Below are 23,083 nucleotides of genomic sequence, written 5' to 3'. Positions count from 1 at the left end.
CATTAGTTTTCCTCCTGTACTTTGGATACTCCCAGTGTTACAGCCTCTTTGTTGATGTTCCATTCTTTGGTGTAACCCTCTGCTTCTCCCAGAACAATGTTTTCTGCCAGTACTTCTCGTTTGATCTCATCCTGGTTTGCTTTCATGATATCCATGATCTTATCGTTATCTTTTGCATAGACAATAATCTTGTCCATGACTTCGAAACCAGCCTCTTTACGCATGGTCTGAACCTTGCTGATGATCTCGCGGACAAAGCCCTCCTGGATCAGTTCAGGTGTAAGGTTTGTATCAAGGACAACGGATGTTTCACCGTCTGTCTCTGTCACATAGCCCTCGCTCTGGGCTGTTTCGATCAATAAGTCTTCCTCTGCAAGCTCGACTCTGTTTCCGGCAATGTCAAGAACGAGAACACCATTATCTCTCAGCTCTTTCATTGCTGCGGTTCCGTCGATCTCGGAGAGTGCGGTACGGATGCCGTTCAGAAGCTTGCCGTATTTCGGTCCTACTGTACGGAGCTGCGGCTTGAAACTGTAGGAAATGAAGGACTCTACATCATCTGCGAATTTCACTTCTTTTACGTTAAGCTCATCTGCGATGATATCTGTGTAGAATTTATCCATAGCTTTCTCAGCTTTTACATACATGGTTCCGATCGGCTGACGGTTCTTGATGTTTGCGGTATTTCTGCATGCACGTCCGAGAACAACGATCTCAAGAAGCTCTTCCATGTTTGCCTCAAGATCCTTGTCGATCCATGCCTCGTTTACCTCCGGGTAATCACAGAGATGGATACTCTCCGGAGCGTCTGCGTCAATGCTGCGAACAAGGTTCTGGTAGATATCCTCAGTCATGAACGGGATCATCGGAGCTGCAGCCTTGGCAACAGTTACCAGTGCTGTGTAAAGTGTCATGTAAGCATTGATCTTATCCTGCTCCATGCCCTTTGCCCAGAAACGCTCACGGCTTCTTCTTACATACCAGTTACTCATATCGTCAACAAATTCCTGAAGCGCTCTTGCAGCCTCCGGAATCTTGTAGGAACCAAGATCCTCATCGACAGTCTTCACCATGGTATTCAGCTTGCTGAGCAGCCATTTATCCATAACCGGAAGCTTATCGTAATCTAAAGTATATTTAGTTGCGTCAAAATTGTCAATGTTCGCATACAGTACGAAGAATGCGTAGGTGTTCCACAGAGTGCTCATGAACTTTCTCTGTCCCTCTACAACTGCCTTGCCGTGGAAACGGTTCGGAAGCCATGGAGCACTGTTGATGTAGAAATACCAGCGGATAGCATCTGCACCATATTTGTTCAGTGCATCAAACGGATCTACGGCATTTCCCTTGGACTTACTCATCTTCTGTCCGTTCTCATCCTGTACATGTCCCAGAACGATTACATTCTTATACGGAGCCTTGTTGAAAAGCAGTGTGGACTCAGCAAGAAGTGAGTAGAACCATCCTCTTGTCTGGTCAACAGCCTCGGAGATGAAGTCTGCCGGGAACTGCTGCTCAAACAGGTCTTTATTCTCAAATGGATAATGATGCTGTGCAAAAGGCATTGCTCCTGAATCGAACCAGCAGTCGATTACCTCCGGTACACGGTGCATGGTCTTTCCGCAGTCCGGGCACTTCATGGTGATATCATCAATGTATGGGCGGTGAAGCTCGATAGTCTTCGCACGCTCGTCACCACTCTTCTCATAGAGATCCTGGCGGCTTCCCACGGATTCCATATGTCCGCACTCACACTGCCAGATGTTCAGTGGTGTTCCCCAGTAACGGTTTCTGGAAATACCCCAGTCCTGAACGTTCTCAAGCCAGTCACCGAAACGTCCTTTACCGATGCTCTCCGGGATCCAGTTGATTGTATTGTTGTTGCGGATCAGATCATCCTTTACTGCAGTCATCTTGATGAACCAGGACTCACGTGCATAGTAGATAAGCGGTGTGTCACATCTCCAGCAGTGCGGATAATCATGCTCGAATTTCGGCGCATCAAAAAGCTTGCCCTCTTTGTCAAGGTCAGTAAGGACCATCGGGTCCGCTTTCTTTACGAATACACCAGCGTATGGTGTCTCTTTGGTCATGTTACCCTGTCCGTCTACGAACTGTACGAACGGAAGGTCATACTCACGTCCGACACGGCTGTCATCCTCACCAAATGCAGGTGCGATATGAACGATACCGGTACCATCACTCATGGTAACGTAGTTGTCACAGGTTACGAAATGAGCTTTTTTGCGCTGTTTTGCTGCTGCCTCTCCTGCGCATGCAAAAAGCGGCTCGTATTCCCTGCGCTCAAGGTCTGTTCCTTTATATTTCTCAAGGATCTCATATGCAGGCTCATCATCCTTTGCAAGCTTGCCGAGAACCTTGTCCAGAAGTGCCTCTGCCATGTAGTAGGTGTAGCCGTCTGCTGCTTTTACCTTGCAGTAGATCTCATCCGGGTTTACACAAAGTGCAACGTTGGACGGAAGTGTCCACGGTGTTGTTGTCCATGCCAGGAAGTATGCGTCCTCACCAACAACCTTGAAACGTACGATCGCAGAGCGCTCTTTAACAGTCTTGTAGCCCTGAGAAACCTCCTGTGCGGAAAGCGGAGTTCCACAGCGTGGGCAGTAAGGAACGATCTTAAAGCCTTTATAAAGGAGACCTTTTTCCCAGATCTCTTTCAGCGCCCACCACTCGGACTCGATGAAATTGTTGTCGTATGTTACATACGGATGCTCCATGTCAGCCCAGAAACCAACGGTAGATGAGAAATCCTCCCACATTCCCTTGTATTTCCATACGCTCTCCTTACACTGCTGAATGAACGGCTCCATTCCGTACTCCTCGATCTGCTCCTTGCCGTCAAGGCCAAGCTTCTTCTCAACCTCAAGCTCAACCGGAAGTCCGTGAGTATCCCATCCTGCTTTTCTCGGAACCATGTACCCCTTCATTGTACGGTATCTCGGGATCATATCCTTGATAACTCGTGTCAGAACGTGTCCGATATGTGGCTTACCATTTGCGGTAGGCGGTCCGTCATAGAATGTGTATGTCTCGCCCTCTTTACGGCTGTCCATACTCTTTTCGAAAATCTTGTTGTCTTTCCAGAATTTCTCGACTTCTTTTTCACGGTCAACAAAATTCAGATTCGTGTCAACTTTACGATACACAATATTTACCTCCTGTGTCTGATTACTGGCTGCTACCTCATCTGTAAGGCCACAGCGGATTGTTTCTTCACAGATACCTGTTCGTGCCAATGCTTCGGGCACTTATAAAAAAAGACCCCATCCTGTAAAAGGACGAAGTCTGATTCGCTGTACCACCTGTTACATTATACGGGCCTGTGTCCGGATCCCTGCGTCTTCTGCTGTGTTCTTATGCTCTGTGTTATGGCGCGGGCTGTTGTTCCATGTCTGTTCATGGCGGACAATTCTTTGTATCTGCCGATATATGTTCCCTGTAACGGAGGAAATCCGTCAGTTCTTACTTAATGATCATCTGTATATCAGATATTCTTCCCGGCTGCTACCGGTCAACTTCGGAACTGAAGCTCAGGAGTGATATTCCGTCATATTTACTCGCCCCGGGCTCCCACCATCCCCGGTTCGCTGCAAGCTTTCCATATGGCCTACTGTCTCCATCACAGCTTTTTTCTATATACGCTGTCTATTATAGGTTGGGGAAAATCCATATGTCAAGTGTTTTTAAGGGATTTTCTCTTATTATATGTATGTTCATTTCATCTTAATGGAATTTTCACAGACTGCAAGTGGTTTTTCCGGGAGGAAAGTGGTATACTACTACAGAATCTTCAGGGCAAAAATACAGCTTTTCATTAATACAATGCTATAATCAATGAAATACTGAAACCCATCACAAAACGGGCAGGAATTTTTTCGGTTACTGATTCTCAAATGAACAATAACCTTCTCGCCCGGATTTATCACTGAAAGGTATCTTATTATGAAAAATATGAAAAAACGATCCCTGCGTCGGATCTTTGCAGGCATTCTCGGCATAGGGATCCTGCTCACAGGCGCTGCTCCCTGTGCTGCGGCTGCCTATGGATACGATGAATATGGTGATCCGATTGTCACTGCCACACCAGTTCCTGACAGCCAGTCCGGTCAGGTGACTCAGGCCGCACCGGCACATTCCAGTTACTATTCACAGGCGGCAGACACTGATTCCATTGACGGATGGCCTAAAGGCCCAAATGTGGAAGCCCAGGCTGCAGTTCTCATGGATGTAAATACAGAAGCGGTCCTTTATTCCAAAAACGGGGATACACAGCTTTATCCTGCCAGTATTACAAAAATCATGACAACGCTTCTGGCCTGCGAAAATCTGAACGTCAAGACAAAAATTACTGTTTCCGAGAATGCATCCACCAGTGTATCTGCCGGTGACTCCAGCATTTACGCTGCTCCAGGTGAGGTATTTACCAGAGATCAGGCGCTGATGGCAGTTATGCTCCAGTCCGCAAATGAGATGTCTGTGGCTGTTGCAGAAGAAGTTTCCGGCTCTGTAAAAAAATTCACCGAACTTATGAACTGGCGTGCCAAACTGTTTGGCTGCAAGAATACGCACTTTAACAATCCAAACGGTCTTCCGGATGAAACCCATTACACCACAGCTTCCGATATGGCCAAAATTGCAAAATCCGCCTGGCTGAATCCGCTTTTCCGCCGATACTGCACCAGAAGGTATTATGAAATCCCGGCCACCAATAAATTTGCGGAAGCAAGGCAGCTTCTCAATCACCATAAGATGATGAAAAACGGTGAATATTATTATGAGGGAGTCCTCGGTGGAAAAACTGGCTACACCGATGCATCCGGAAATACTCTGGTCACCTACTGCAAACGTGGAAACATGACACTGGTAGCCGTAATTCTGAATTCTACTTCCGCAGCAAATGCATACAGTGATACCGCTTCACTTTTTAATTATGGTTTTGAAAATTTTGAAAAAATGGATATGAAAGTTTCCATGGAACCAGTCCCGTTTAAGGTACTCCCATGTGATAAATATATTCTTAAGAATAACGGAAACACCTATCCGTTTTATTACCAGACAAATGTTTATGTGACTGTACCAAAAGGTACAAAAAGATCACAGCTTACCAAACGCCAGGCCGTTCTCCAGAATGCTGCCGGCCCGCTGCGTCTGAAAAGCAAATATTATTACCAGAAACAGATGGTTGGATGGGGAATGCAATACGAACGAAATGTCGTATCAGACCTTCTCCTCCAGACCTCTTCTTAAAAGTTTCTTACGGCGGAGAGATTCGTGCTTTTCACGGATTTCATCCGCCGCTTCTGTATCTTCTGCTCTCAGGGTTTTTACCCCGAAATATTTTCCCTCATCGGTTTTTCGAATTCTGATCTTCCCTGCAACGGGTCCATGCTCGTGACAGAGGGCAAGGCTGTAATATACCTTGGAATTGTTGGTGCTGAACCAGCGGATTTTCCGCTTGGCGGGGCATCTGCAGATGGGACACACCGTGCTTACCATGGTACGGTCCTTCATCAGGCGCTCCTTTGATACAAATTCCCTGGATACAAACTTGTCATGATCTGTGTAGGAAATATAAATTTCTTTCTCTTTTGACTTTGGGTTCTGATATACATCCAGGGATGGATGGCGGATCATGCAGGCCTCGTCAATTTCCAGAAGGATTCTTGCCGTATAGCTGGCATCTGCCAGAGCCCGGTGAAAATCCCGGTTCTTCGGAAGTTTCAGATAATCAATGGCATATTCCAGAGAACGTCTGGCAATCCCGTCTTCGAATTTTATGCTGAAAAGCTTCTGCACATCGTAATAGTGTACCGGCCCCGGGATCAGCTTCAGAAGATTATAATATTTCATATTCCGCTGAAGCTCCATCACATCCTGATTTCCCCAGGTAAAAAAACGATATTCCTCTCCACACCAGTCCAAGAATCTGCGGATGGCTTTTGGAAAAGGGATTCCTTTTTCAAGCTCATGATAATCCACATGGATCACTTCATGGATGCTGTCGTGAATCCAGTGGTACACTTTGGGCTTAATCAGGCACTGAAATGTATCAATGATCTCTCTTTTTTCGTTTAATTTTACTGCCCCGATCTCTATGATCTCAAACGGGAGCCTGCTGTCCGGATGTTTTCTCCCGTCCGGATTCTGGTTCCATTCCAGGTCAAATACAATGTAGTTCATGATTTTTTCTGTCCTCTTATCTGACAGTGTGCACAGATATATTTATGGAGAGCAGGCAGTGCGTTCACGCTGCTTCATGACCTGCTCTTGGTTATTTCGTGCTTCTGCGTTCGGACACGGAATAAATTGATTCAAACAGTTCCTGCTGAAAACTTCCGGTGTCTGCATCTGTCAGGATTATATCTTTCATTTCGTCTTCTTCGTGTAACCACCAGCGGAAATCGCATAATGTGGCACCTCGTCCGGCACCATCGGAACAGTCTACATCCAGGAGCGCTTTTTCCGTCTTAAAAAGCTCCGGATGAAGAAGATACATAAATGGTACCGCATCATGAATACTTGCCACGCAACGGTATTTGGTGGGATTTCCAAGTACATAACCGGCCATATCGCCGCAGGCTTTTGCAATCGGATCACCGGACTGGCATAATTTCATGATCTGGTTTCTGGTGAGATTGCATTTCAGGGTGGCATCCAGTCCACACATCACCAGTGGAACTCCGGAAGTAAATACGATCTTCGCCGCTTCCGGGTCTGCGTAAATATTGAATTCCGCTGCCGGTGTGATGTTTCCGCCCTTTGCCGCGCCGCCCATAAATACGATCCTGCGGATCTTATCCTTCACCTCCGGAAAAATCCTCAGAAGCAGTGCAAGATTGGTCATTGGTGCTGTCTCGATCATCGTTACCTGTTCGCCTTCCGGAAGACCATTCAGAATGTCACGGATAAAAAGCACCGCATTGTCGGATGCGATTTCTGTTTTTGTCTCCGGCAGGACACAGTGGCCAAGGCCTGTCTCTCCGTGAAATTCTTCTGCATGGAGCGCTTCTCTTACAAGAGGACGTTCCTGACCTTTTGCTACAGGAACATTCAATCCGTAAAAATCTACCAGTTCCAGTGCATTCTTCGTTACTTTATCAATGGTAGCGTTTCCTGCAAATGTTGTTATTGCAAGAAGCTCCAGTTCATCCTGATGCGCCGCCGCATACGCCAGCGCAATGCCGTCATCGATTCCCGGATCACAGTCCATAATAACCTTGATTCTATCTCCCATATGTTCACCTCTGTAAAAACTCTTTCCCCAATTTTATAGTATTGCCGAATTTCCGCTGTTTACCTGTTCCAAGTATAACAGAGTGAGGAAAGAGTGTAAAGTTAATCAGAATTCGTTACTGTTCACTCCGTTCTCAGCAACACGCTTCGCGATGCACAGAATTTATGCTGATCGCATAAATTCGCGCGGTATGTCTCGGGTTTTCTGTGACCTTCGCTCACACAAAACACCTCGCGGAATATTACCAGTAAACAGTAATCAGAATTCACCTCTGTACTTCAGGCTGAAACGTAAAGAACCCCTCTGCCAGGCATTGGCAGAGGGGTGGAAAAAAGGGGGTTATATTCATTTATATAAACAAATGCAATGTGCAATTTGGAGCTTTAATATTTGCAATATCCGTTTGGGTTGTTCCGGATATTGTTATTATGCTATATCCCATCACCCGGAGCTTGCAATCCAGTACCGGGGCTTCACAATAAATGCTGATCAATCAATAGAAACAAATTTCTTCTCTTCTGCTTCTTTCTTGGTCTCTTCCTTCGGGAAGGTTACATGAAGGATTCCGTTCTCATATTTCGCATGGATATCTTCATGCTTAATGCTCGAGCCTACATAAAAGCTTCTGTTGCAGGTTCCTGTATAACGTTCTCTGCGAACATATTTACCTTTATCATCCTTCTCGTCCTTCTTCTCTTCTCTGGTTGCCTGAATGTTCAGATAACCATTTTTCAGCTGGATCTTCACATCCTCTTTCTTAAATCCCGGAAGATCGATCTCCAGTTCATAATTGCCATCTACATCACGGATATCTGTCTTCATCATATCCTTCACCTGAGGATAAGCATTGGCAGCTGCCTGACGGCCTGTCGGATATCCCATAAAATCATCAAATAAATCTTCTCCGAAAATACTTGGCATTAACATAACTCATTCCTCCTGATCTATATTCGCTGCGTGCTGCGCAGGCGTTTTTAATTTACTGTTTCTGAAAACATCTGCTAATTCTGTAAGAACTTTCTCCGGAAGATTTCTTTTTTCTCTCTTCCTTTGTTCTGTATGTACTATAACACGCATTATTAGCACTGTCAAGAGGTGAGTGCTAATTTCACACTTTCTTCACATTTAACCTTCTATTTTATGGCTGTCAAAAATCTTTTTGGTAAGACTCTTTTTACCCTGCTGACGATTTCCAACCTTGCAAATCTAACCGTTGTTTCCGCTAAATGTCTGGAAGGATTTTTCTTTCCAGTCCTGGCAACGCAGGATTACCGTTGGTCATCCTCTCTGATGTTCTTTGCTGTGGAAATATGTCTTTCTGTTCCTGTTCTTTTATATATGAAAATGGTCATCGTACCGGCTGTAAAAAGCGAATCGTCCGGTTTGGAATGGCGGTATTTATGGCTAATCCCTGCAACCTTCTATTTGATATGGTGCTATCTGCTCTATGGGAATTCTTCCCATTCCAGCTTGGAAATGGCACTTCAACCGAAAAACACTCTCTTTCTTTTTGCCATCAACATAGGAGCATTTTTGATTTACTATGTGGTCGCACGATTGATTCTGGAGCAAAACAAATCTCTGGAATTACGTGAGAAGAACCATCAGCTTATAATGCAGGCAATGCAATATAAGAATCTGCAGGAAAAAATCACTGACGCCCGCCGTGCAAAGCATGATGTGCGTCATCATATCGCTCTCATACAAGAATACCTGACGGAAGGAAAACTTGATGTGCTGCATGATTACCTTAATGAGTACAGCAAAAGCCTTCCGGATAACTCTCTTGTCCGTTTTTGCGAAAATACTGCCGCAAACGCTGTATTGCTCTACTTTGCTCAGCAAGCTAAGGATAACTGTATTAATTATTTTGTTAAAGTTAAGATTCCGAATGATATCTTCGTTTCAGATACCGATATTTCTGTTATATTCGGCAATCTGATTGAAAACGCACTGGAATCCTGCAAAAATGAGTCTGGCAATGACCGGAAAATCTTGATTCGTGCCAACCTGACCGGCAGTTCGCTTTGTATTACGGTGGACAATACCTTCTCAGGAACACTCAAATGTACAAATGATGACAAGCTTGTTTCAACGAAGCATAAGGGACTCGGGCTCGGCACACAATCGGTCAAAAACATTGCCGCACATTACAATGGTGTCTGCCACTTTAAAACAGAGGATGGAATGTTCTATGCATCTGTGATGTGTTGTAATAAAACAGATAACTAACATTCGGTGAATGTGTGTTCTATTCATAATCCATAACAGCAAAGCCTGGAGTTGTTTTACTGGCTCCTTTTACATGTTGTCCATACATTTACTCCTTCAAACTTATAACTTCCTTTCTGGCAAAGAAAAAGACGCAAGCCATATTTTATGACTCACGCCTTACTTCGCTCACAATATTTAATTAGCACTCTCCATTTCTCATCATTTTTTGACCACAAATTTATGACATTTACGACAAATCTGACACTGCTTTACGCTTCATGGAATCTGTCAGGACTGTGAAGAAAAAGAAAATTCTTCTTCACAGATCTGACTGTTTTTCTTCTGGACCAGTACGGTGAATCTGCCGGATGATGCATCTGATCGACACCGGGACGGTAATAAGACATGCCACCGCACCAAATAACATAACCGCAACATCCTGAAAAAGGAACTGGGAATTAAGAATAATTTCCAGGGTATATTGCTGTGTCTGAATGTATGAAAATAACAGAATAGTTCCCCCAAGATAAGCAAACAGCAGTGTATTTACTGTTGTACCTATGATTTCTTTTCCGACCTGATAGCCGGAAGCTGTAAGCTCCTTCGCTGTCAGACTGTTTTTATGGGTCCAGACTTCATATACAGAGGAGGTTACGGATAATGCCGTATCGATAACAGCTCCAAGAGTACTGAAAACAGTTACAAATATTCCTACATGAAGCATGTTGATATGAAGATCCGTACTGTAATAATACATAAAATCGTCTTCCGAAATCTGCAGCTCATTTAACCCGTAGCTTCCTGATCTCCATGTGATAATATAAATCGGAATAAACAAAAGTAACATTACCAGCAGTGTAGCCAGAAAAGCCGCCCGCGTCTTTGGATTATTTCCATTTTGATAAAACAGAGAATTATAGCAGACACCTGCTCCTGCCACCAATATCAGGAGCAGTACAGGGAATCCGGCAGACATCAGCATAATTGAAAAAAACAAAATTACAATATTTCCTGCCAGTGTCATAATTGACATGGCTCCACGCTCTCCGCCAATCAAGATCACCAGAAAAATTAAAATCAATGCAAGAAAAATGATCATTCTCTGACACCCCTTTTCCGTGATGGTATTTTCATAATCACTGAAGCAATAAAAACAGATACCGGTATTGCCAGTACAATTCCAATACTTTCTATCAGAAAACGACAGATATCATATGGAATGTGATATCTCACGATCGTTATAAAGCTTACATCATTATTCATCTTAAGTATGAACATGGGAATCATGCCACTTGCCAGAACAAACAACAGTACATTTATCATGGTTCCCATAATATCATATCCGATTTCACGACCGGAATGTATCAGTCTTCTCAGAGAAACCGATGGATTTTTCCGCACGATTTCTCCTACTGCTGCGCTGATCGTCACCGTCACATCCATAATTGCACCAAGTCCTGTCAGCATAATATCTGCCCAGAATATATCCGCAGAATTGCCTGTACTTCCAAGGTATTCCAGATTGGAATAATCCAGATCTCCGTACATATAAATAGAAAATTCAAACAATGCCATGATCAGAAACAGAACACACAGTGTCGAAAGAACTGAGGAAAATGTTTTTCTGTGAATTCCATTTAAGCAGATCAATGTAGTCAGTGAAAAAAGAACTGCGATGACATTACAGATATTTAAAATATTTTTCCCCTCTGTAAAAGCCTGAAATCCATACGCAAATATGACCGTATTCAGTATCAGTGATATTATCGTGTAAAATCCCTGCTTTCCTGTAATGCAGATCAGAAGAAAAAATAATCCTCCTGCCAATAAGGCCAGATATCCATCCCTTTTTACAGAACGTATCGTTTTTCCGGGGCTTTCCTTTGAACCGCTTAAAAGAACGGTGTCTCCTTTATGATATTTCTTAGTCTGAATCTGAGAAGATGTATATTCATTAGAGACCGTTATTTTTTCCCCTTTATGCGAACCGTTTAATATCCGTGCTGTAATCTTCTGAGTATAGTAATATTCTTTTGATCCCCTGGTTCCTTCTCTGCTCAGAGTCTGTTTTTCTGTTACAGAACATATTTTTGCCAGCGGTGTATGATAAAATCGGGAATTACAGCAGGTAAACAGAACAAAAATAATATATATGCCGGCTAAAAGATATTTTTTGTGAAATACGCAGGATTTCATTAACTTCATTCCCCCTGTAGAAATATTGCAATCGTAAACGCAATGACCTATTGCTTTTTATCGAAGTAACATTGTACGCTTTTTGAAAGTATCGGTCAATATAAGGTATACAAAAAAGCAGCAGCAGAACCGTTTTCACAATTCTGCTGCTGCCCCATAATTATTTTAACAAATACCTGACTCCAAAAAAGCCATTATTTACAAAGCTCAGAAAATGCATCTGCAACAAACTGAACCTTGGTTCCGATGATAACCTGTACAGAAGTTTTTCCAGGTTTGATCACGCCTGCAACACCTGCAGATTTGATCACTTTATCATTTACAGCTGTAATATCCTTAACCTCAAGTCTCAGTCTTGTGATGCAGTTATCAATGCTTGTGATGTTCTCTTTTCCGCCACAGCCTTCAAGGATTTTTGCGGCAATAGCAGTATAATCATCATTTGCAAGCTCGATATTCTTCTCTGCCTCAAGATCGTCATCGTCTTCTCTTCCCGGAGTCTTCAGATCAAATTTCTTGATGGCAAAAAGGAATACAACATAGAATACGATGAATGCTGCAATTCCAAGAGGAAGGATGAGCCATGTCTTCTGTGCTGCCGGAAGTGAGGATGAGAAAAGTAAATCCATCGCACCAGCGGAGAAGCTGAAGCCTGCACGGAATCCAAGAGCAACTGTGATCATGGTAAAGATACCGTAAAGTAATGCATAGATCACATAGAGGCCAGGAGCAAGGAACATAAATCCAAACTCGAACGGCTCAGTTACACCACAGATAAATGCACAGATTGCTGCAGATGCAACAAGACCGATCGCGATTTTTTTCTTTGCAGGTTTCGCACATTTAACCATTGCAAGTGCTGCACCAGGAATACCAAACATCATACATGGGAAGAATCCGGACATGTACATTCCAAGGCTCCAGGATACATCTGCAGAGGTTTCACCTGCCCAGAAGTGCTGAAGATCGCCAAGTCCGATGGTATCAAACCAGAATACATTGTTCAGTGCGTGATGTAATCCGGTAGGGATCAGCAGACGGTTCAGGAATGCATAGATACCTGCACCAACAACATCCATACCTGCAACCGCTTTTCCTAATGCTACAAGTGCACTGAAAAGCAATGGCCATACAAACAGTAATACAACAGATACGACAATGGAAACCACTCCTGCGATGATCGCTACGCAACGCTTGCCACTGAAGAATGACAGCCAGTCAGGAAGCTTGGTGCTCTTGAATTTGTTATAGCATGTAGATCCGATGATACCGGCAAGGATTCCGATAAAAGGATTCGCAATTTTGTCAAATGCAAGAGTTTTTGTTGCACTGTCAGCGATTGATGGAATGATAGTTGTAACAAATCCTGTAGAAAGAAGTGTTGTGAGCATCAGCCAGGATGCAAGTGCAGCAATTCCGCCGGTTCCGTCATTCTTTTCTGACATACCGACACCAACACCGATAGCAAAAAGGATCGCCATGTTGTCGATCAGCGCTCCGCCTGCCTTAACCAGAAACAGACCGATCAGATTGGCTGCGCCGTGAATGTCTCCACCCTGCATGGTTGCCGGACATAACCAGTATCCGATACCCATAAGGATACCACAGATCGGCAGTACTGCCACTGGAAGCATTAACGCTTTTCCCAGTTTTTGAAGAAATTTCATATATTTCCCCTCCCTTAAAATAAATATATTTGACCGGATCACTCCGGTTATAACACCCCGAAAATTACTACTATCTCCGGGCTGTTATAAGCCTGTCAGCTGCATGAAGATGATCATGAAAGCTTGAGGATGGCTTCATCCGCCGAAACATCCCCCTCCTTCTGGAGGCTTATCTTTCCGTAATCATCTGTGTTGCAGATCAGAACCGGGATAATTGTATTTAAACCGGCTTTCTCGATTTTGTCCAGATCAGCCTCTATCAGAAGATCACCCTTTTTAACCTTGTCACCTGCTGCAACGTGCGCTTTAAAGGGTTCGCCCTTAAGTGTGACTGTATCCAGTCCGATATGTATCAGTATTTCCGCTCCCTGAGTGCTTGTCAGCGTAACTGCATGAAGAGTATCAAATACCATTGCCACTTCACCGTCTGCCGGAGCATATATCCTGCCGTCTGCCGGGATCACTGCAAAACCGTCACCCAGTACCTTATCCGCAAAGACAGGGTCCGGAACCTCTGCAAGGGGAACCACTCTACCCTTACAGGGTGCATAAATTAAATTTCCTTTATCTTTTCCTTTAAAAAATTTCAACATATCCTCTTCCTCCCGTTGTTTTCCCACTTCCTCAGGTATTGATATCCGTGATGTTGATTTGTAAATATATCTATATATTTTTTATCAACGCCGGGTTTATATTATATATTTCGCATAATTTTCATATTTTGTTTTTTAGGCATGTGTATATATTAACCATTATTTTTGGTTTTGTCCACATTTTTATCGGTATTTTTCAAAAAAATAAGCTGTAGCACATTAATGCGACAGCTTATGCAAGAATATTCAGTTTACTTCAGCAGTTCTTTTTCGATCCTTTCTCTCGCCTCCGGAGCCTGCTTGTTCATCTTCTCGGGGAAGCCGAACATGGATACACAGGCGATATTGTCACCACCCACCTTCGGGGCATCCGGTGCAAGCTGCTTCTTTGCAAAATCCATTTCTCTTAAGGTACGGAAGATACCGTCAAAATCAACATCTCCCTCGCCCATGGCCAGATGCTGGTGCACCGTCACATCTGCTTTTCCCCTTCCGTTCAGTGACGGCGGATTCAGAATGTAGCGGCAGTCCATAGTCTGATTAAAGGTATCTGCAAAAAGCACATGGGTCAGTTCATCGCCTGCATATTTCAGCATGCTTTCCACATCACCCTTTCCCTGATCGTAGAAAAATCCGTGAGGGGAAGAATATACGTAACCCAGATTTTTGGAACGGAAGGATTTTACCATATCGCAGGTTTCATTATTCAGCTCACAGAAATCATAGGGATGAGACTGGATCTCCACACGAAGGCCTTCTTTTTCAATGATCGGAAGAAGTTCTTCCATGGAACGGAACCACATACCGTTGCAGATCTCTGCCTGGTTCGGATCACCGGAAAGCTCGGTATTGATCACAGGAACTCCCATGTTTACTGCGATCTCGATCATTTTTTTCCAATTGGCAACTGCAAACTGACGCTCCTCCTCTGTAGGGCCGGACCAGCGGTAGACACAGATGAAGGAAGAAATCTCCACGCCGGTCTCACGCAGCGCATCCCGGTATTCCATTTCACATTCCTTCGAAAAAAGCGGATGCTTGTAAAAAGGATTGATCCTGGGGTGCGGAGACTGTTCAATATATTTGTAACCCCAGTCAGCAACCTGGTGGACCATACGGTTGATATCCATCTGTTTTGCCAGAACATCTACATCAAATGCAATTTTCATGTTAAAACCCTCCCAATTTCTCAGTTAAAACAGAAGGCGGGAAATTTACCTTCCCGCCTTCCGCCCGTTTTCATATATTTCGCATATCTCTGTTTTACTTATTTTGCAATGGCATCCAATGCTTCCTGAGCATTGTCTGCTGTGTAGTATACGTTATCTACGATCGTCTCGGAATCAACTTCCTTGCCATCCAGAAGGTCTGCGCATGCATCTGCTGCAAATTTACCCTGGTCAGAAGTACCCTGTGCCATGGTTCCCTGAAGCTTTCCATCCAGAACTGCCTGAAGTCCTTCAGATGTAGCATCGATTCCATATACTTTGATCTCACCTGTCTTCTGTGCATCTGCGATGGCTTTTGCAGCACCTACAGCCATACTGTCATTCTGTGCAACTACTGCGCTGATCTCTTTTCCTGCGTTCAGCCAGTTCTCAACAATGGTAAGTGCCGGCTCTGTCTGCCACTCTGCAGTATCCTGGAATGCTACGGTTACATCCGGGTAATCTGCAAGTACCTGGTCAAAACCTTCAGAACGTCCAACCTGTCCGTCAGAACCCATAGGTCCAAGGAGAAGAGCTACATTACCTTTTCCGCCGATGTCCTTCATAACCTCTTCCATGAGCTTGGAACCTGTGGTTGCCGCATCTGCACCTACATAGCAGTCAGCAGCTTCCGGATCACTGATTCTCTGGTTTACGATAACGACATTAACGCCTGCCTCTTTTGCAGCTTTAACAGATGGTACGACACCGTCAACAGATACCGGCTCGATGATGATACCTTCCACGCCAAGGGTGATAGCCTGCTCGATCTGATCTGCCTGATTCTGTGCATCCTGATTTGCATCGTAGATATTCAGCGCATAGCCTCTCTCTGCAGCCTCATCCTTTGCTGCATTGGAAAGAGTAACGGTAAACTCATTTGACATATGTGTCATAAAAAGAGCCATTTTCTTTTCGATAAGATCTCCGCTTCCTGCATCCTCGGATTCCTCTTTGGAAGCATCTGCTGTGCTGTCTGCCTCGGAACTGTCCTCAGAGCTGTCTGCTGCCGCACTCTCCTCTGTCTTTGTGTCAGAAGAAGAGCTTCCGTCGGATACCAAAGAGCATCCTGTCATCATGGATACTGTCATTGCCAGCCCCAGTCCTGCTACGAGTAATTTTTTAAACATACCTTTTCCCTCCGTTATACATTTAGTTTTTAATATTTACATTATTATTTTTTATTCCTGTTTTGCTTTGCCTCGTAAGTCTACATATACGGCAACTGCAATGATCACACCTTTGATGATCTTCTGATAGTTGGATGATACACCCAGGATATCAAGTCCGTTTCCGATAACTGCCAGGAACAGAGCACCAATGATGGTTCCGTACCATTTTCCGGCACCGCCTGACATACTGATTCCACCGATAACAACAGCTGCGATGGCATCCATCTCATATCCCTCACCGGCTGTCGGAGAACCCTGAACGGTTCTGGATGCAACCAGAAGTCCGGCAATACCTGCAAGTACACCGCAGATAGTATAAACAGCCAGTTTATAACGTTTTACATTGATTCCGGAAACCTTTGCGGTTGTCTCACTTCCACCGATCGCATATACTCTTCTTCCGAAAACCGTTTTTGTAAGAATGAATCCGCAGAAAAGAACGATCAGTATAAAGTAAACTGCCAGAAGCGGGATCTTTCCGAAAAGGAAAAAGCTTGTCATGTGCTCAAACGGTTTGTTCAGTCCGTAAACCGGAGAACCGTTACTTAAGATCAGTGCCAGGCCCCGGATTCCCGTCATAGTTGCCAGTGTGATGACAAATGGCGGAAGATTCAGGTATGCAACACCAAAACCGTTGATCAGACCTACCACAGCGCCTGCTGCCAGAGCTGCCAGGATCGGAACAAGGATCCCTCCGTCCGGATTCTGTGCACAATAGGCAGCTGCAACACCTGCAAAAGCAATGGTAGAACCAGCTGACAGGTCGATTCCTCCGGAAATTATCACGAACATCATTCCACAGGAAAGAATGCCGTTAACCGATGCCTGCTTGATAATGTTGATCAGGTTTCGTGGTTTTGCGAATGCATCCGGTGAAATGATCATCAATACGATTACCAGTGCAAAAAACGCTATAAAAATACCAAATTCTTTAAAATTTATCTTTTTCTTTGTAGTCACTGCTGCTTTCATTCCTGTTTCCCTCCTGTTATATTAGAGGCATATCCCATGATCACTTCCTGAGAAAACTCCTCTCTCCGGACCTCGCCGTTGATCCTTCCTTCTGCCATGACCAGGATCCTGTCACAGATTCCCATAACCTCTGCCATCTCTGAAGATATTACGATCACCGCTTTTCCTTCTTTTGCCAGATTGTTGATCAGAAGGTAAATATCTCTTTTTGCTCCGATATCAATTCCTCTGGTTGGTTCATCAAAGATTATGATATCCGGCTCATCCAGAAGCCACTTGGCAAGTACTACCTTCTGCTGATTACCACCACTTAAGTTTCCTACAATGGCGTTTCCGTCAGGAGTTTTGATCTTCAGCTCTTTGATATATTTCTCAGATACTTCATTGATCTTCTTATCATTTACAATTCCGTGATTGGAAAGTTTTCCAATGGATACAGAAGCGATATTTTCTTTTACAGAAACGATCAGGTTCAGTCCTGTCTGCTTTCTGTCTTCTGTGATCAGGGCCATTTTGTTTTTAATGGCATCTGCCGCACTTTTTATATGTACTTCTTTTCCATGAAGGAAAATCTGTCCGCCGGTTTTCGGATATAATCCAAAGATCGTCTCCACCAGCTCGCTCCGGCCGGCTCCCACCAGACCTGCAATTCCAAGAACTTCTCCCTTTCTCAGTGAAAAACTTGCATCGCGTACTTTCTTTCCTCTGGAAAGATTTTTTACTTCCAGAATCACATCTCCGATCTCTACCGGATCCTTTGGATAGATGTCAGTCAGCTCACGACCTACCATCATCTTGATCAACATATCGTTATCCAGCTCTTTTGCCGGTTTGGTTCCAATCCACTGACCATCTCTTAAAACTGTGATGGTATCTGAGATCCGGAAGATCTCATCCATCTTATGAGAAATATAGATAATGGCAACACCCTGTTTTTTCAGTCTTTCGATCTGTGCAAAAAGTACAGTTGCTTCTTTCTCTGTGATGGCGGATGTAGGCTCGTCCATAACAATGATCCTGGAATTCAGTGAGATTGCCTTTACAATCTCTACCAGCTGCATTTCCGCTACACTTAAGGTACGCATCTTTGCCCGGGGATCAATATCGATATTCATTTCCCGGAAATATTTGCCGGTCTCCTCTCTCATTCTGGCGATATCCACGATCTTCAGCTTCTCAAATCCTTTTTTAAGAAGCTCTCTTCCAACAAAAACATTCTCTGCCACTTCCATGTCCAGCACTGTGTTCAGCTCCTGATGGATCATGGAAATTCCTTTGCTCATGGCATCCTTCGGCCCGTGTATGACAGTTTCTTTACCTTCCAGAAAGATACTTCCCTGGTCTGCCTTGTAAATTCCCATTAGAATCTTCATCAGTGTGGATTTACCGGCACCATTTTCACCCATCAGGGCGTGTACCTCACCTGGTCTGACCTGAAGGGTAACATCCTCGAGAACCTTCACACCCGGAAATGACTTATAGATGTTTTTCAGCTCAAGAACATATTCCATAGATTTTCTCCCTTCCTCTCCTTTTTCCTCGCTTAATAACCATACAGGGGAATTAAAAATCCCTCCTGATAATGTTTTGGTTTGTTTATGAGCATATATTAAACAATTTATGCTCACTTTCCAACCGACATTTTTCATATCAGGGGGGATGATTTTTGGATTTTTATATTTTTCACACAATACGCAGGCGATTTAAGAACTCTTTGTTGTTACATCTGCTGGAAATCCCGCCTGCTTCTCCGGTGAGAAGAAGGATTCCCATGCTTTTTCCAAGGCACATCAGCATCATTTCCACAACCTGGTCATACAGATAATATTCCAGTCCGTTAAAAGGAAAAAAACAGATCAGGATTCCCGGATTCAGCATATACCACTTCAGATAAGAAAGGATCAGGTAATCCTTCTGGGACCACTCACCTGTTTTTTTCAGCATCTGTTCTTCTGAAAACCACCGGCTGCTCTCCTGAAGGATATTCTGCTCCAGTTTTTTTCTCACAATGCGTTTTCCTGCTTTCGGTGCAAGGACCAGGCTTAAATTTTCCAGGCCTGTGAGATTTTTAAACAGGGTGCTTTCCTTTCTGCTGGTAACAGAGGTCTGGATGCCGATCTTTTTTCCAAGGTAATTTTTCAGAATTCCGGGGGTTGCTTTTTCTCCGTTAATGCGGATTTCTCCTTCTCTCCATCTCTGTTTGCCGGCCAGCGTGTTTACCAATCTGCTGGCTGTTTTGTAATCGTTGTCACGGATCACCGCGATCTCTCCGCTTCTGACCTTCAGTGAAAAAGGTTCCTCTTCCTGATCATGAAATTTTATATGATCCATTTCCAGAATGATCCTTCCTTTTCCTGCCGTGACCGGTACAGCGCCTTTCCATACACCAGAAGCTGCTGTATACAGTTTTTCTTTTTCATACTCATCCACACTAAGCCGGTAACAGATCAGACCTTTTTTCAGGATATCGATCCTTCCGGCGTAGCGGAACAGAAATTCATAACTCTGATCCTGAATATAAACAGCCTTTCCTCTCTGGAGAAGAAGCTCGCTGTATTCCATAAAACGTTCGATATCATCAGGCCGGAGATACTCTGTCAGGAAACTGAAAACCAGGATATCCACATCATACAGCCAGGACTGGAACAAAAATACCCTTCCATAATCAATGGGGCTTAGATCCCGGATGCGGTCCTTCCAGTCAATTTCCCCACACAGCAGCTCCTTCATTTCCAAAGCCTCCTGGCTTTTGAACCTTTTCTTCATTTCCCTGCGGTCCCTGATCCCAAGATTTCCTTTCAGGGAAAAAAGATAATCTCCTACTGTCAGTTCCGGCGAATAATTGGTTTTTCTCTCCAGAACCGCAACCCGGTTGGAAATCTCCCTGTGTATGGACATACTGTCCGCCTGTTCCTCACAGATAAATGTTTTTCCCGTTTTCAGATCCATAGTCCCGCGAAAAAAATTCAGGATCATATCCGAGTCCGAGATACTGTCCGGAAAAATTCCCACGCATTCTCCTCTGGAAATTTCCAGATCCAGAATGATCTTTTTATTTTTTACAGGCAGAAGGCCATTTTCAATTCTAAGAAGTTCTTCTTTCATTTACGCTACCTCAGATTGATTTCTCCGTCATCGTAGATCAGCGGGAGAAGCATGCGGATCTCGGTTCCCATTCCTTCCGAACTGAACACATGCAGTCCGTAATCTTCTCCAAACAGCAGCTTAATGCGGCTGTTTACATTGGGAAGTGCAATACCACCCTTTCGGTTCCTGCCATCTCCAAAGCGTTTCCTGGTACGGTTCTGCGCAGAAAAGATTTCGTTGAGTTTCTCCATCTGTTCGGTATCCATACCTACACCATCATCCTTTACATAAATATAAAGAACATTTCGGCTGCTTTCCACTACCACCTTCACGGTTCCCTCTCCTGTCTTTTCTTCCAGGCCATGGGCAACCGCATTTTCCACAAGAGGCTGCAGCACAAGCCTTGGCATCCTGGCGCTTAAGAGCTCCTCATCGTTCAGTTCCAGTTCCAGATTCATCCGATCACCGAAGCGGAATTTCTGAATGGTAAAATAATCTTCCACATTTTCCAGCTCATCAGACAAGGTCACAAGCCGTTCCACATCCGTGATGGTATAACGGAAAAAGGTAGCCAGCGCTTCTGTGGTATCTGCAATCTGATCCACACCTGCGATCAGGGCATCCGCACGTATGGCTTCCAGGGTATTATAAAGAAAATGAGGATTGATCTGGTTCTGCAGTGCCAGATACTCCGCCTGCTTCTGTTGAAAACGCATTTCCGGTCCGGCCTCCGTGATGCTTGTGATATCCCTGCAGAATTCTTCCAGCTCTCTGCATGACGACCAGTCCTCCCGAAGCACATTTTCCAAATTTCGATTTTTATGAAACTGCTTCAGTTTTTTAATAAAACGAATGTATGTCATAAAACGGCTCATTGCACTCTCACAGGCCTCCTCCTATTGATACATTTTCTTATAATCGGACGGGCTGATCCCGGCATTCTTTTTGAACAATCTGGAAAAATATTTCAGGTCCTGATAGCCAACAGCCTCTGCCACATCATTCACAGACATCTCACCACTGCAGAGGAGCTGTTTTGCCTTGTTCATGCGAAGCTCTGTCACATAGTCCAGAAAGTTCTTCCCTGTTTCCTTCTTGAAAACCGAAGAAAAATATGTAGCGTTAAATCCGATGTGTTTACTTACATCTTCCAGCTTCAGAGGCTCCAGGTAATGCTCCTGGATATATTTTCTGGCTTCTGTGATGGGTTTCTGCTCTTTTGTTTCTTTTTTCTTCTCAAAGTTTTCGATCAGATCGGAAATATATTCTCTCAGGAAACCAAACGCCTCGGAGGTTGTGGTACACCTGTAAAATCCATAGATCAGATCTTTTCGGATTTTGTCGATATCCAGTTTTTCATTCTGACGGATTCCTGTGAGGACTGCATCGGAAATTTCCATATAGCAGTCATAGATCTGACTTCCGGATGCCCTGCGAGCTGTCATGATCCCTTCTGTTCTGGCAACCTCCATGGAGATTTTTTTGCTGTCCAGATATTCTCCGATCTCCTGGAAATATTTCCGTTCCTCCGGAAGCATCTCATAATCTTCCCTTGTCTCATTGTCGCCGGCATCCCAGGAAAGCCAGCCGCCTTTTCCACCGGTGATGCGATTCTTGCAGAGCTGTACGGCTTCTTTCATGGACTGTGGAAGCTCCTGGATCCTGTGTTTTTCGCCACCCATTGCCATGGTGACAATGATTCCCCAGAAAAGATCTCTCTGATTTTCAATCTCTCTGCGGACTCGTGTAAGAAACTGGCGCAGCTGTACCGGATCATACTTTTCCTTATAGATCACAACCATGATCCCCTCCGCATGAACAGCCGCCGCAGATTCATCCGCAAACTGTTCCAGCGCTTTCTGAACTACAGACAGCGACCGTTTCATCATGATCCTGTATGCATCCCCATGTTCTTCCGCAGAAGGAATATCCGGTTTTATAATGATCACCTGATAAGTGCCTTCATGAAAATCACAGCCATATTCCTGATTCAGGCTTTCATAACCGTTCAGCTCCCTGTTTTCCTGTGCGTATTCCCGCAGATTATCTACCAGCTGTTCCCGTTTCTTCCACTCGTTTTCACGAAGCTGCCGGTCCACAGACGCTGTCCAGTTATCCAGACGTCTCTTTTTCTCCTCTTCCTCACGGATTCGGATGAGAAGCTGCGTCAGTTCTTCCGCATTTACCGGTTTCAGAAGATAATCGGTCACTCCGTATTTCAGCGCAGTCTGTGCGTACTCAAACTGCCGGTACCCGCTTACCACGATAAAAACCAGATCCGGCCGCAGTTCCTTTGCCCGCCGGATGAGCTCCATTCCATCCACTCCCGGCATCCGGATATCTGTCATCAGAACATCCGGCTTTTCTTCCTCAATAAGCTGAAGTGCTCTTTCCCCGTCATTGGCAGTTCCCGCGATCTGGTACCCCAGTTTTTCCCAGTCCACAATCTTCTGCAACAAAAGATTTACCTTCGGCTCATCATCTGCAATGATTACTTTCAGCATAATTTCCCCCAGATATGTTTCCTTTTATTTCAGCAAAAATAACTGTTATATATTACAGAAATTATATCACGCACCTTATATTTTTTCATCCAGATTATATTACAAAATATTTCAGAAAAACAGGCCGGAAAGACTGATGATTGTCTTTCCGGCCTGTTCTGATTGTGTGACAGTAAAAATAAACCCCCTGCTATGCAGGGGGAGGGAAGATCTTT

General features: G+C 44.3%; 18 protein-coding genes. 2 read left to right on the top strand and 16 right to left on the bottom strand.

All coding sequences use genetic code 11. From position 1 onward, the window contains the following. Positions 1-2: 2 nt before the first annotated feature. Positions 3-3,167: an isoleucine--tRNA ligase gene (gene ileS, locus DWW77_RS14065; protein WP_118608981.1), complete on the bottom strand. Its 3,165-nt coding sequence runs from the start codon at positions 3,165-3,167 to the stop codon at positions 3-5. A 796-nt stretch (positions 3,168-3,963) separates the two neighbouring features. On the opposite strand from ileS, the gene DWW77_RS14060 reads away from it, so the two are divergent. After that, a complete protein-coding gene (locus DWW77_RS14060) occupies positions 3,964-5,268 on the top strand; it encodes a D-alanyl-D-alanine carboxypeptidase family protein (RefSeq protein ID WP_118608946.1) in 1,305 nt (434 codons plus the stop codon). Here DWW77_RS14060 and DWW77_RS14055 read toward each other — a convergent pair. From DWW77_RS14055 to DWW77_RS14045, 3 genes are all read right to left on the bottom strand, one after another. Beyond that, positions 5,239-6,201, bottom strand: coding sequence for a 3'-5' exonuclease (locus tag DWW77_RS14055; protein WP_118608945.1), 963 nt, complete (start codon positions 6,199-6,201; stop codon positions 5,239-5,241). The two genes, DWW77_RS14060 and DWW77_RS14055, sit on opposite strands and share 30 nt — an antisense overlap. 91 nt (positions 6,202-6,292) lie before the next feature. Further along, positions 6,293-7,255 carry a nucleoside hydrolase gene (locus DWW77_RS14050; RefSeq protein WP_118608944.1) on the bottom strand — a complete coding sequence of 321 codons (963 nt, stop codon included), beginning with the start codon at positions 7,253-7,255 and terminating at the stop codon, positions 6,293-6,295. Between the two features lie 489 nt (positions 7,256-7,744). Continuing rightward, positions 7,745-8,182, bottom strand: a complete 438-nt coding sequence (locus tag DWW77_RS14045; protein ID WP_015526401.1) for an Hsp20/alpha crystallin family protein — start codon at positions 8,180-8,182, stop codon at positions 7,745-7,747. 168 nt (positions 8,183-8,350) lie between these two features. Here DWW77_RS14045 and DWW77_RS14040 point away from each other — a divergent pair, with 168 nt between their 5' ends. Next, the gene (locus DWW77_RS14040) at positions 8,351-9,487 is read left to right on the top strand and encodes a sensor histidine kinase (protein WP_147419595.1); all 1,137 of its coding nucleotides are present in this window, start codon (positions 8,351-8,353) and stop codon (positions 9,485-9,487) included. A 301-nt stretch (positions 9,488-9,788) separates the two neighbouring features. On the opposite strand, the gene DWW77_RS14035 is transcribed toward DWW77_RS14040, so the two are convergent. The 12 genes from DWW77_RS14035 to DWW77_RS18190 form a co-directional block, all read right to left on the bottom strand. Then, positions 9,789-10,568, bottom strand: a complete 780-nt coding sequence (locus DWW77_RS14035) for a YibE/F family protein (RefSeq protein ID WP_118608942.1) — start codon at positions 10,566-10,568, stop codon at positions 9,789-9,791. Then, on the bottom strand, positions 10,565-11,674 hold the full coding sequence (locus DWW77_RS14030) for a YibE/F family protein (RefSeq protein ID WP_353616944.1): 1,110 nt from the start codon (positions 11,672-11,674) through the stop codon (positions 10,565-10,567). Before DWW77_RS14030 ends, DWW77_RS14035 begins: the two co-directional genes overlap by 4 nt. A gap of 185 nt (positions 11,675-11,859) precedes the next feature. After that, on the bottom strand, positions 11,860-13,332 hold the full coding sequence (locus DWW77_RS14025) for a PTS transporter subunit EIIC (RefSeq protein WP_118608941.1): 1,473 nt from the start codon (positions 13,330-13,332) through the stop codon (positions 11,860-11,862). 113 nt (positions 13,333-13,445) lie between these two features. Continuing rightward, on the bottom strand, positions 13,446-13,925 hold the full coding sequence (locus tag DWW77_RS14020; protein ID WP_118608940.1) for a PTS sugar transporter subunit IIA: 480 nt from the start codon (positions 13,923-13,925) through the stop codon (positions 13,446-13,448). 251 nt (positions 13,926-14,176) lie between these two features. After that, positions 14,177-15,094 carry a sugar phosphate isomerase/epimerase family protein gene (locus DWW77_RS14015; RefSeq protein WP_118608939.1) on the bottom strand — a complete coding sequence of 306 codons (918 nt, stop codon included), beginning with the start codon at positions 15,092-15,094 and terminating at the stop codon, positions 14,177-14,179. Positions 15,095-15,192: 98 nt separating this feature from the next. Beyond that, positions 15,193-16,263: a sugar ABC transporter substrate-binding protein gene (locus tag DWW77_RS14010; RefSeq protein WP_286188023.1), complete on the bottom strand. Its 1,071-nt coding sequence runs from the start codon at positions 16,261-16,263 to the stop codon at positions 15,193-15,195. 51 nt (positions 16,264-16,314) lie between these two features. Beyond that, positions 16,315-17,277 (bottom strand): ABC transporter permease, encoded by a 963-nt coding sequence (locus tag DWW77_RS14005; protein ID WP_118608938.1) that lies wholly within the window; start codon positions 17,275-17,277, stop codon positions 16,315-16,317. Next, the gene (locus DWW77_RS14000) at positions 17,274-18,788 is read right to left on the bottom strand and encodes a sugar ABC transporter ATP-binding protein (protein ID WP_118608937.1); all 1,515 of its coding nucleotides are present in this window, start codon (positions 18,786-18,788) and stop codon (positions 17,274-17,276) included. Before DWW77_RS14000 ends, DWW77_RS14005 begins: the two co-directional genes overlap by 4 nt. A 172-nt stretch (positions 18,789-18,960) precedes the next feature. After that, positions 18,961-20,382, bottom strand: a complete 1,422-nt coding sequence (locus DWW77_RS13995) for a sugar ABC transporter ATP-binding protein (RefSeq protein ID WP_118608936.1) — start codon at positions 20,380-20,382, stop codon at positions 18,961-18,963. 5 nt (positions 20,383-20,387) lie between these two features. Then, a complete protein-coding gene (locus tag DWW77_RS13990) occupies positions 20,388-21,239 on the bottom strand; it encodes a sensor histidine kinase (protein ID WP_118608935.1) in 852 nt (283 codons plus the stop codon). 21 nt (positions 21,240-21,260) lie between these two features. Then, complete coding sequence (locus tag DWW77_RS13985) at positions 21,261-22,868, bottom strand: response regulator transcription factor (RefSeq protein ID WP_118608934.1); 1,608 nt, start codon at positions 22,866-22,868, stop codon at positions 21,261-21,263. A 29-nt stretch (positions 22,869-22,897) separates the two neighbouring features. Next, the coding region (locus DWW77_RS18190) for a hypothetical protein (RefSeq protein ID WP_207664958.1) at positions 22,898-23,083 on the bottom strand (186 nt) is incomplete at its 5' end.

It is taken from the genome of Ruminococcus sp. AF17-12 (genome assembly GCF_003479245.1).
Lineage (GTDB): Bacteria > Bacillota > Clostridia > Lachnospirales > Lachnospiraceae > Blautia_A > Blautia_A fusiformis.
The sequence above is the reverse complement of the archived record's forward strand: the minus strand, read 5'-3'. Positions and strand labels throughout refer to the sequence as shown.

What these genes read in the sequence shown, in the direction of transcription:
- DWW77_RS14060 (WP_118608946.1), top strand. Translation starts at nt 3,964, where the DNA reads ATGAAAAATATGAAAAAACGATCCCTGCGTCGGATCTTTGCAGGCATT.
- DWW77_RS14055 (WP_118608945.1), bottom strand. Translation starts at nt 6,201, where the DNA reads ATGAACTACATTGTATTTGACCTGGAATGGAACCAGAATCCGGACGGG.
- DWW77_RS14050 (WP_118608944.1), bottom strand. Translation starts at nt 7,255, where the DNA reads ATGGGAGATAGAATCAAGGTTATTATGGACTGTGATCCGGGAATCGAT.
- DWW77_RS14045 (WP_015526401.1), bottom strand. Translation starts at nt 8,182, where the DNA reads ATGTTAATGCCAAGTATTTTCGGAGAAGATTTATTTGATGATTTTATG.
- DWW77_RS14035 (WP_118608942.1), bottom strand. Translation starts at nt 10,568, where the DNA reads ATGATCATTTTTCTTGCATTGATTTTAATTTTTCTGGTGATCTTGATT.
- DWW77_RS14030 (WP_353616944.1), bottom strand. Translation starts at nt 11,674, where the DNA reads ATGAAGTTAATGAAATCCTGCGTATTTCACAAAAAATATCTTTTAGCC.
- DWW77_RS14025 (WP_118608941.1), bottom strand. Translation starts at nt 13,332, where the DNA reads ATGAAATTTCTTCAAAAACTGGGAAAAGCGTTAATGCTTCCAGTGGCA.
- DWW77_RS14020 (WP_118608940.1), bottom strand. Translation starts at nt 13,925, where the DNA reads ATGTTGAAATTTTTTAAAGGAAAAGATAAAGGAAATTTAATTTATGCA.
- DWW77_RS14015 (WP_118608939.1), bottom strand. Translation starts at nt 15,094, where the DNA reads ATGAAAATTGCATTTGATGTAGATGTTCTGGCAAAACAGATGGATATC.
- DWW77_RS14010 (WP_286188023.1), bottom strand. Translation starts at nt 16,263, where the DNA reads ATGTTTAAAAAATTACTCGTAGCAGGACTGGGGCTGGCAATGACAGTA.
- DWW77_RS14005 (WP_118608938.1), bottom strand. Translation starts at nt 17,277, where the DNA reads ATGAAAGCAGCAGTGACTACAAAGAAAAAGATAAATTTTAAAGAATTT.
- DWW77_RS14000 (WP_118608937.1), bottom strand. Translation starts at nt 18,788, where the DNA reads ATGGAATATGTTCTTGAGCTGAAAAACATCTATAAGTCATTTCCGGGT.
- DWW77_RS13995 (WP_118608936.1), bottom strand. Translation starts at nt 20,382, where the DNA reads ATGAAAGAAGAACTTCTTAGAATTGAAAATGGCCTTCTGCCTGTAAAA.
- DWW77_RS13990 (WP_118608935.1), bottom strand. Translation starts at nt 21,239, where the DNA reads ATGAGCCGTTTTATGACATACATTCGTTTTATTAAAAAACTGAAGCAG.
- DWW77_RS13985 (WP_118608934.1), bottom strand. Translation starts at nt 22,868, where the DNA reads ATGCTGAAAGTAATCATTGCAGATGATGAGCCGAAGGTAAATCTTTTG.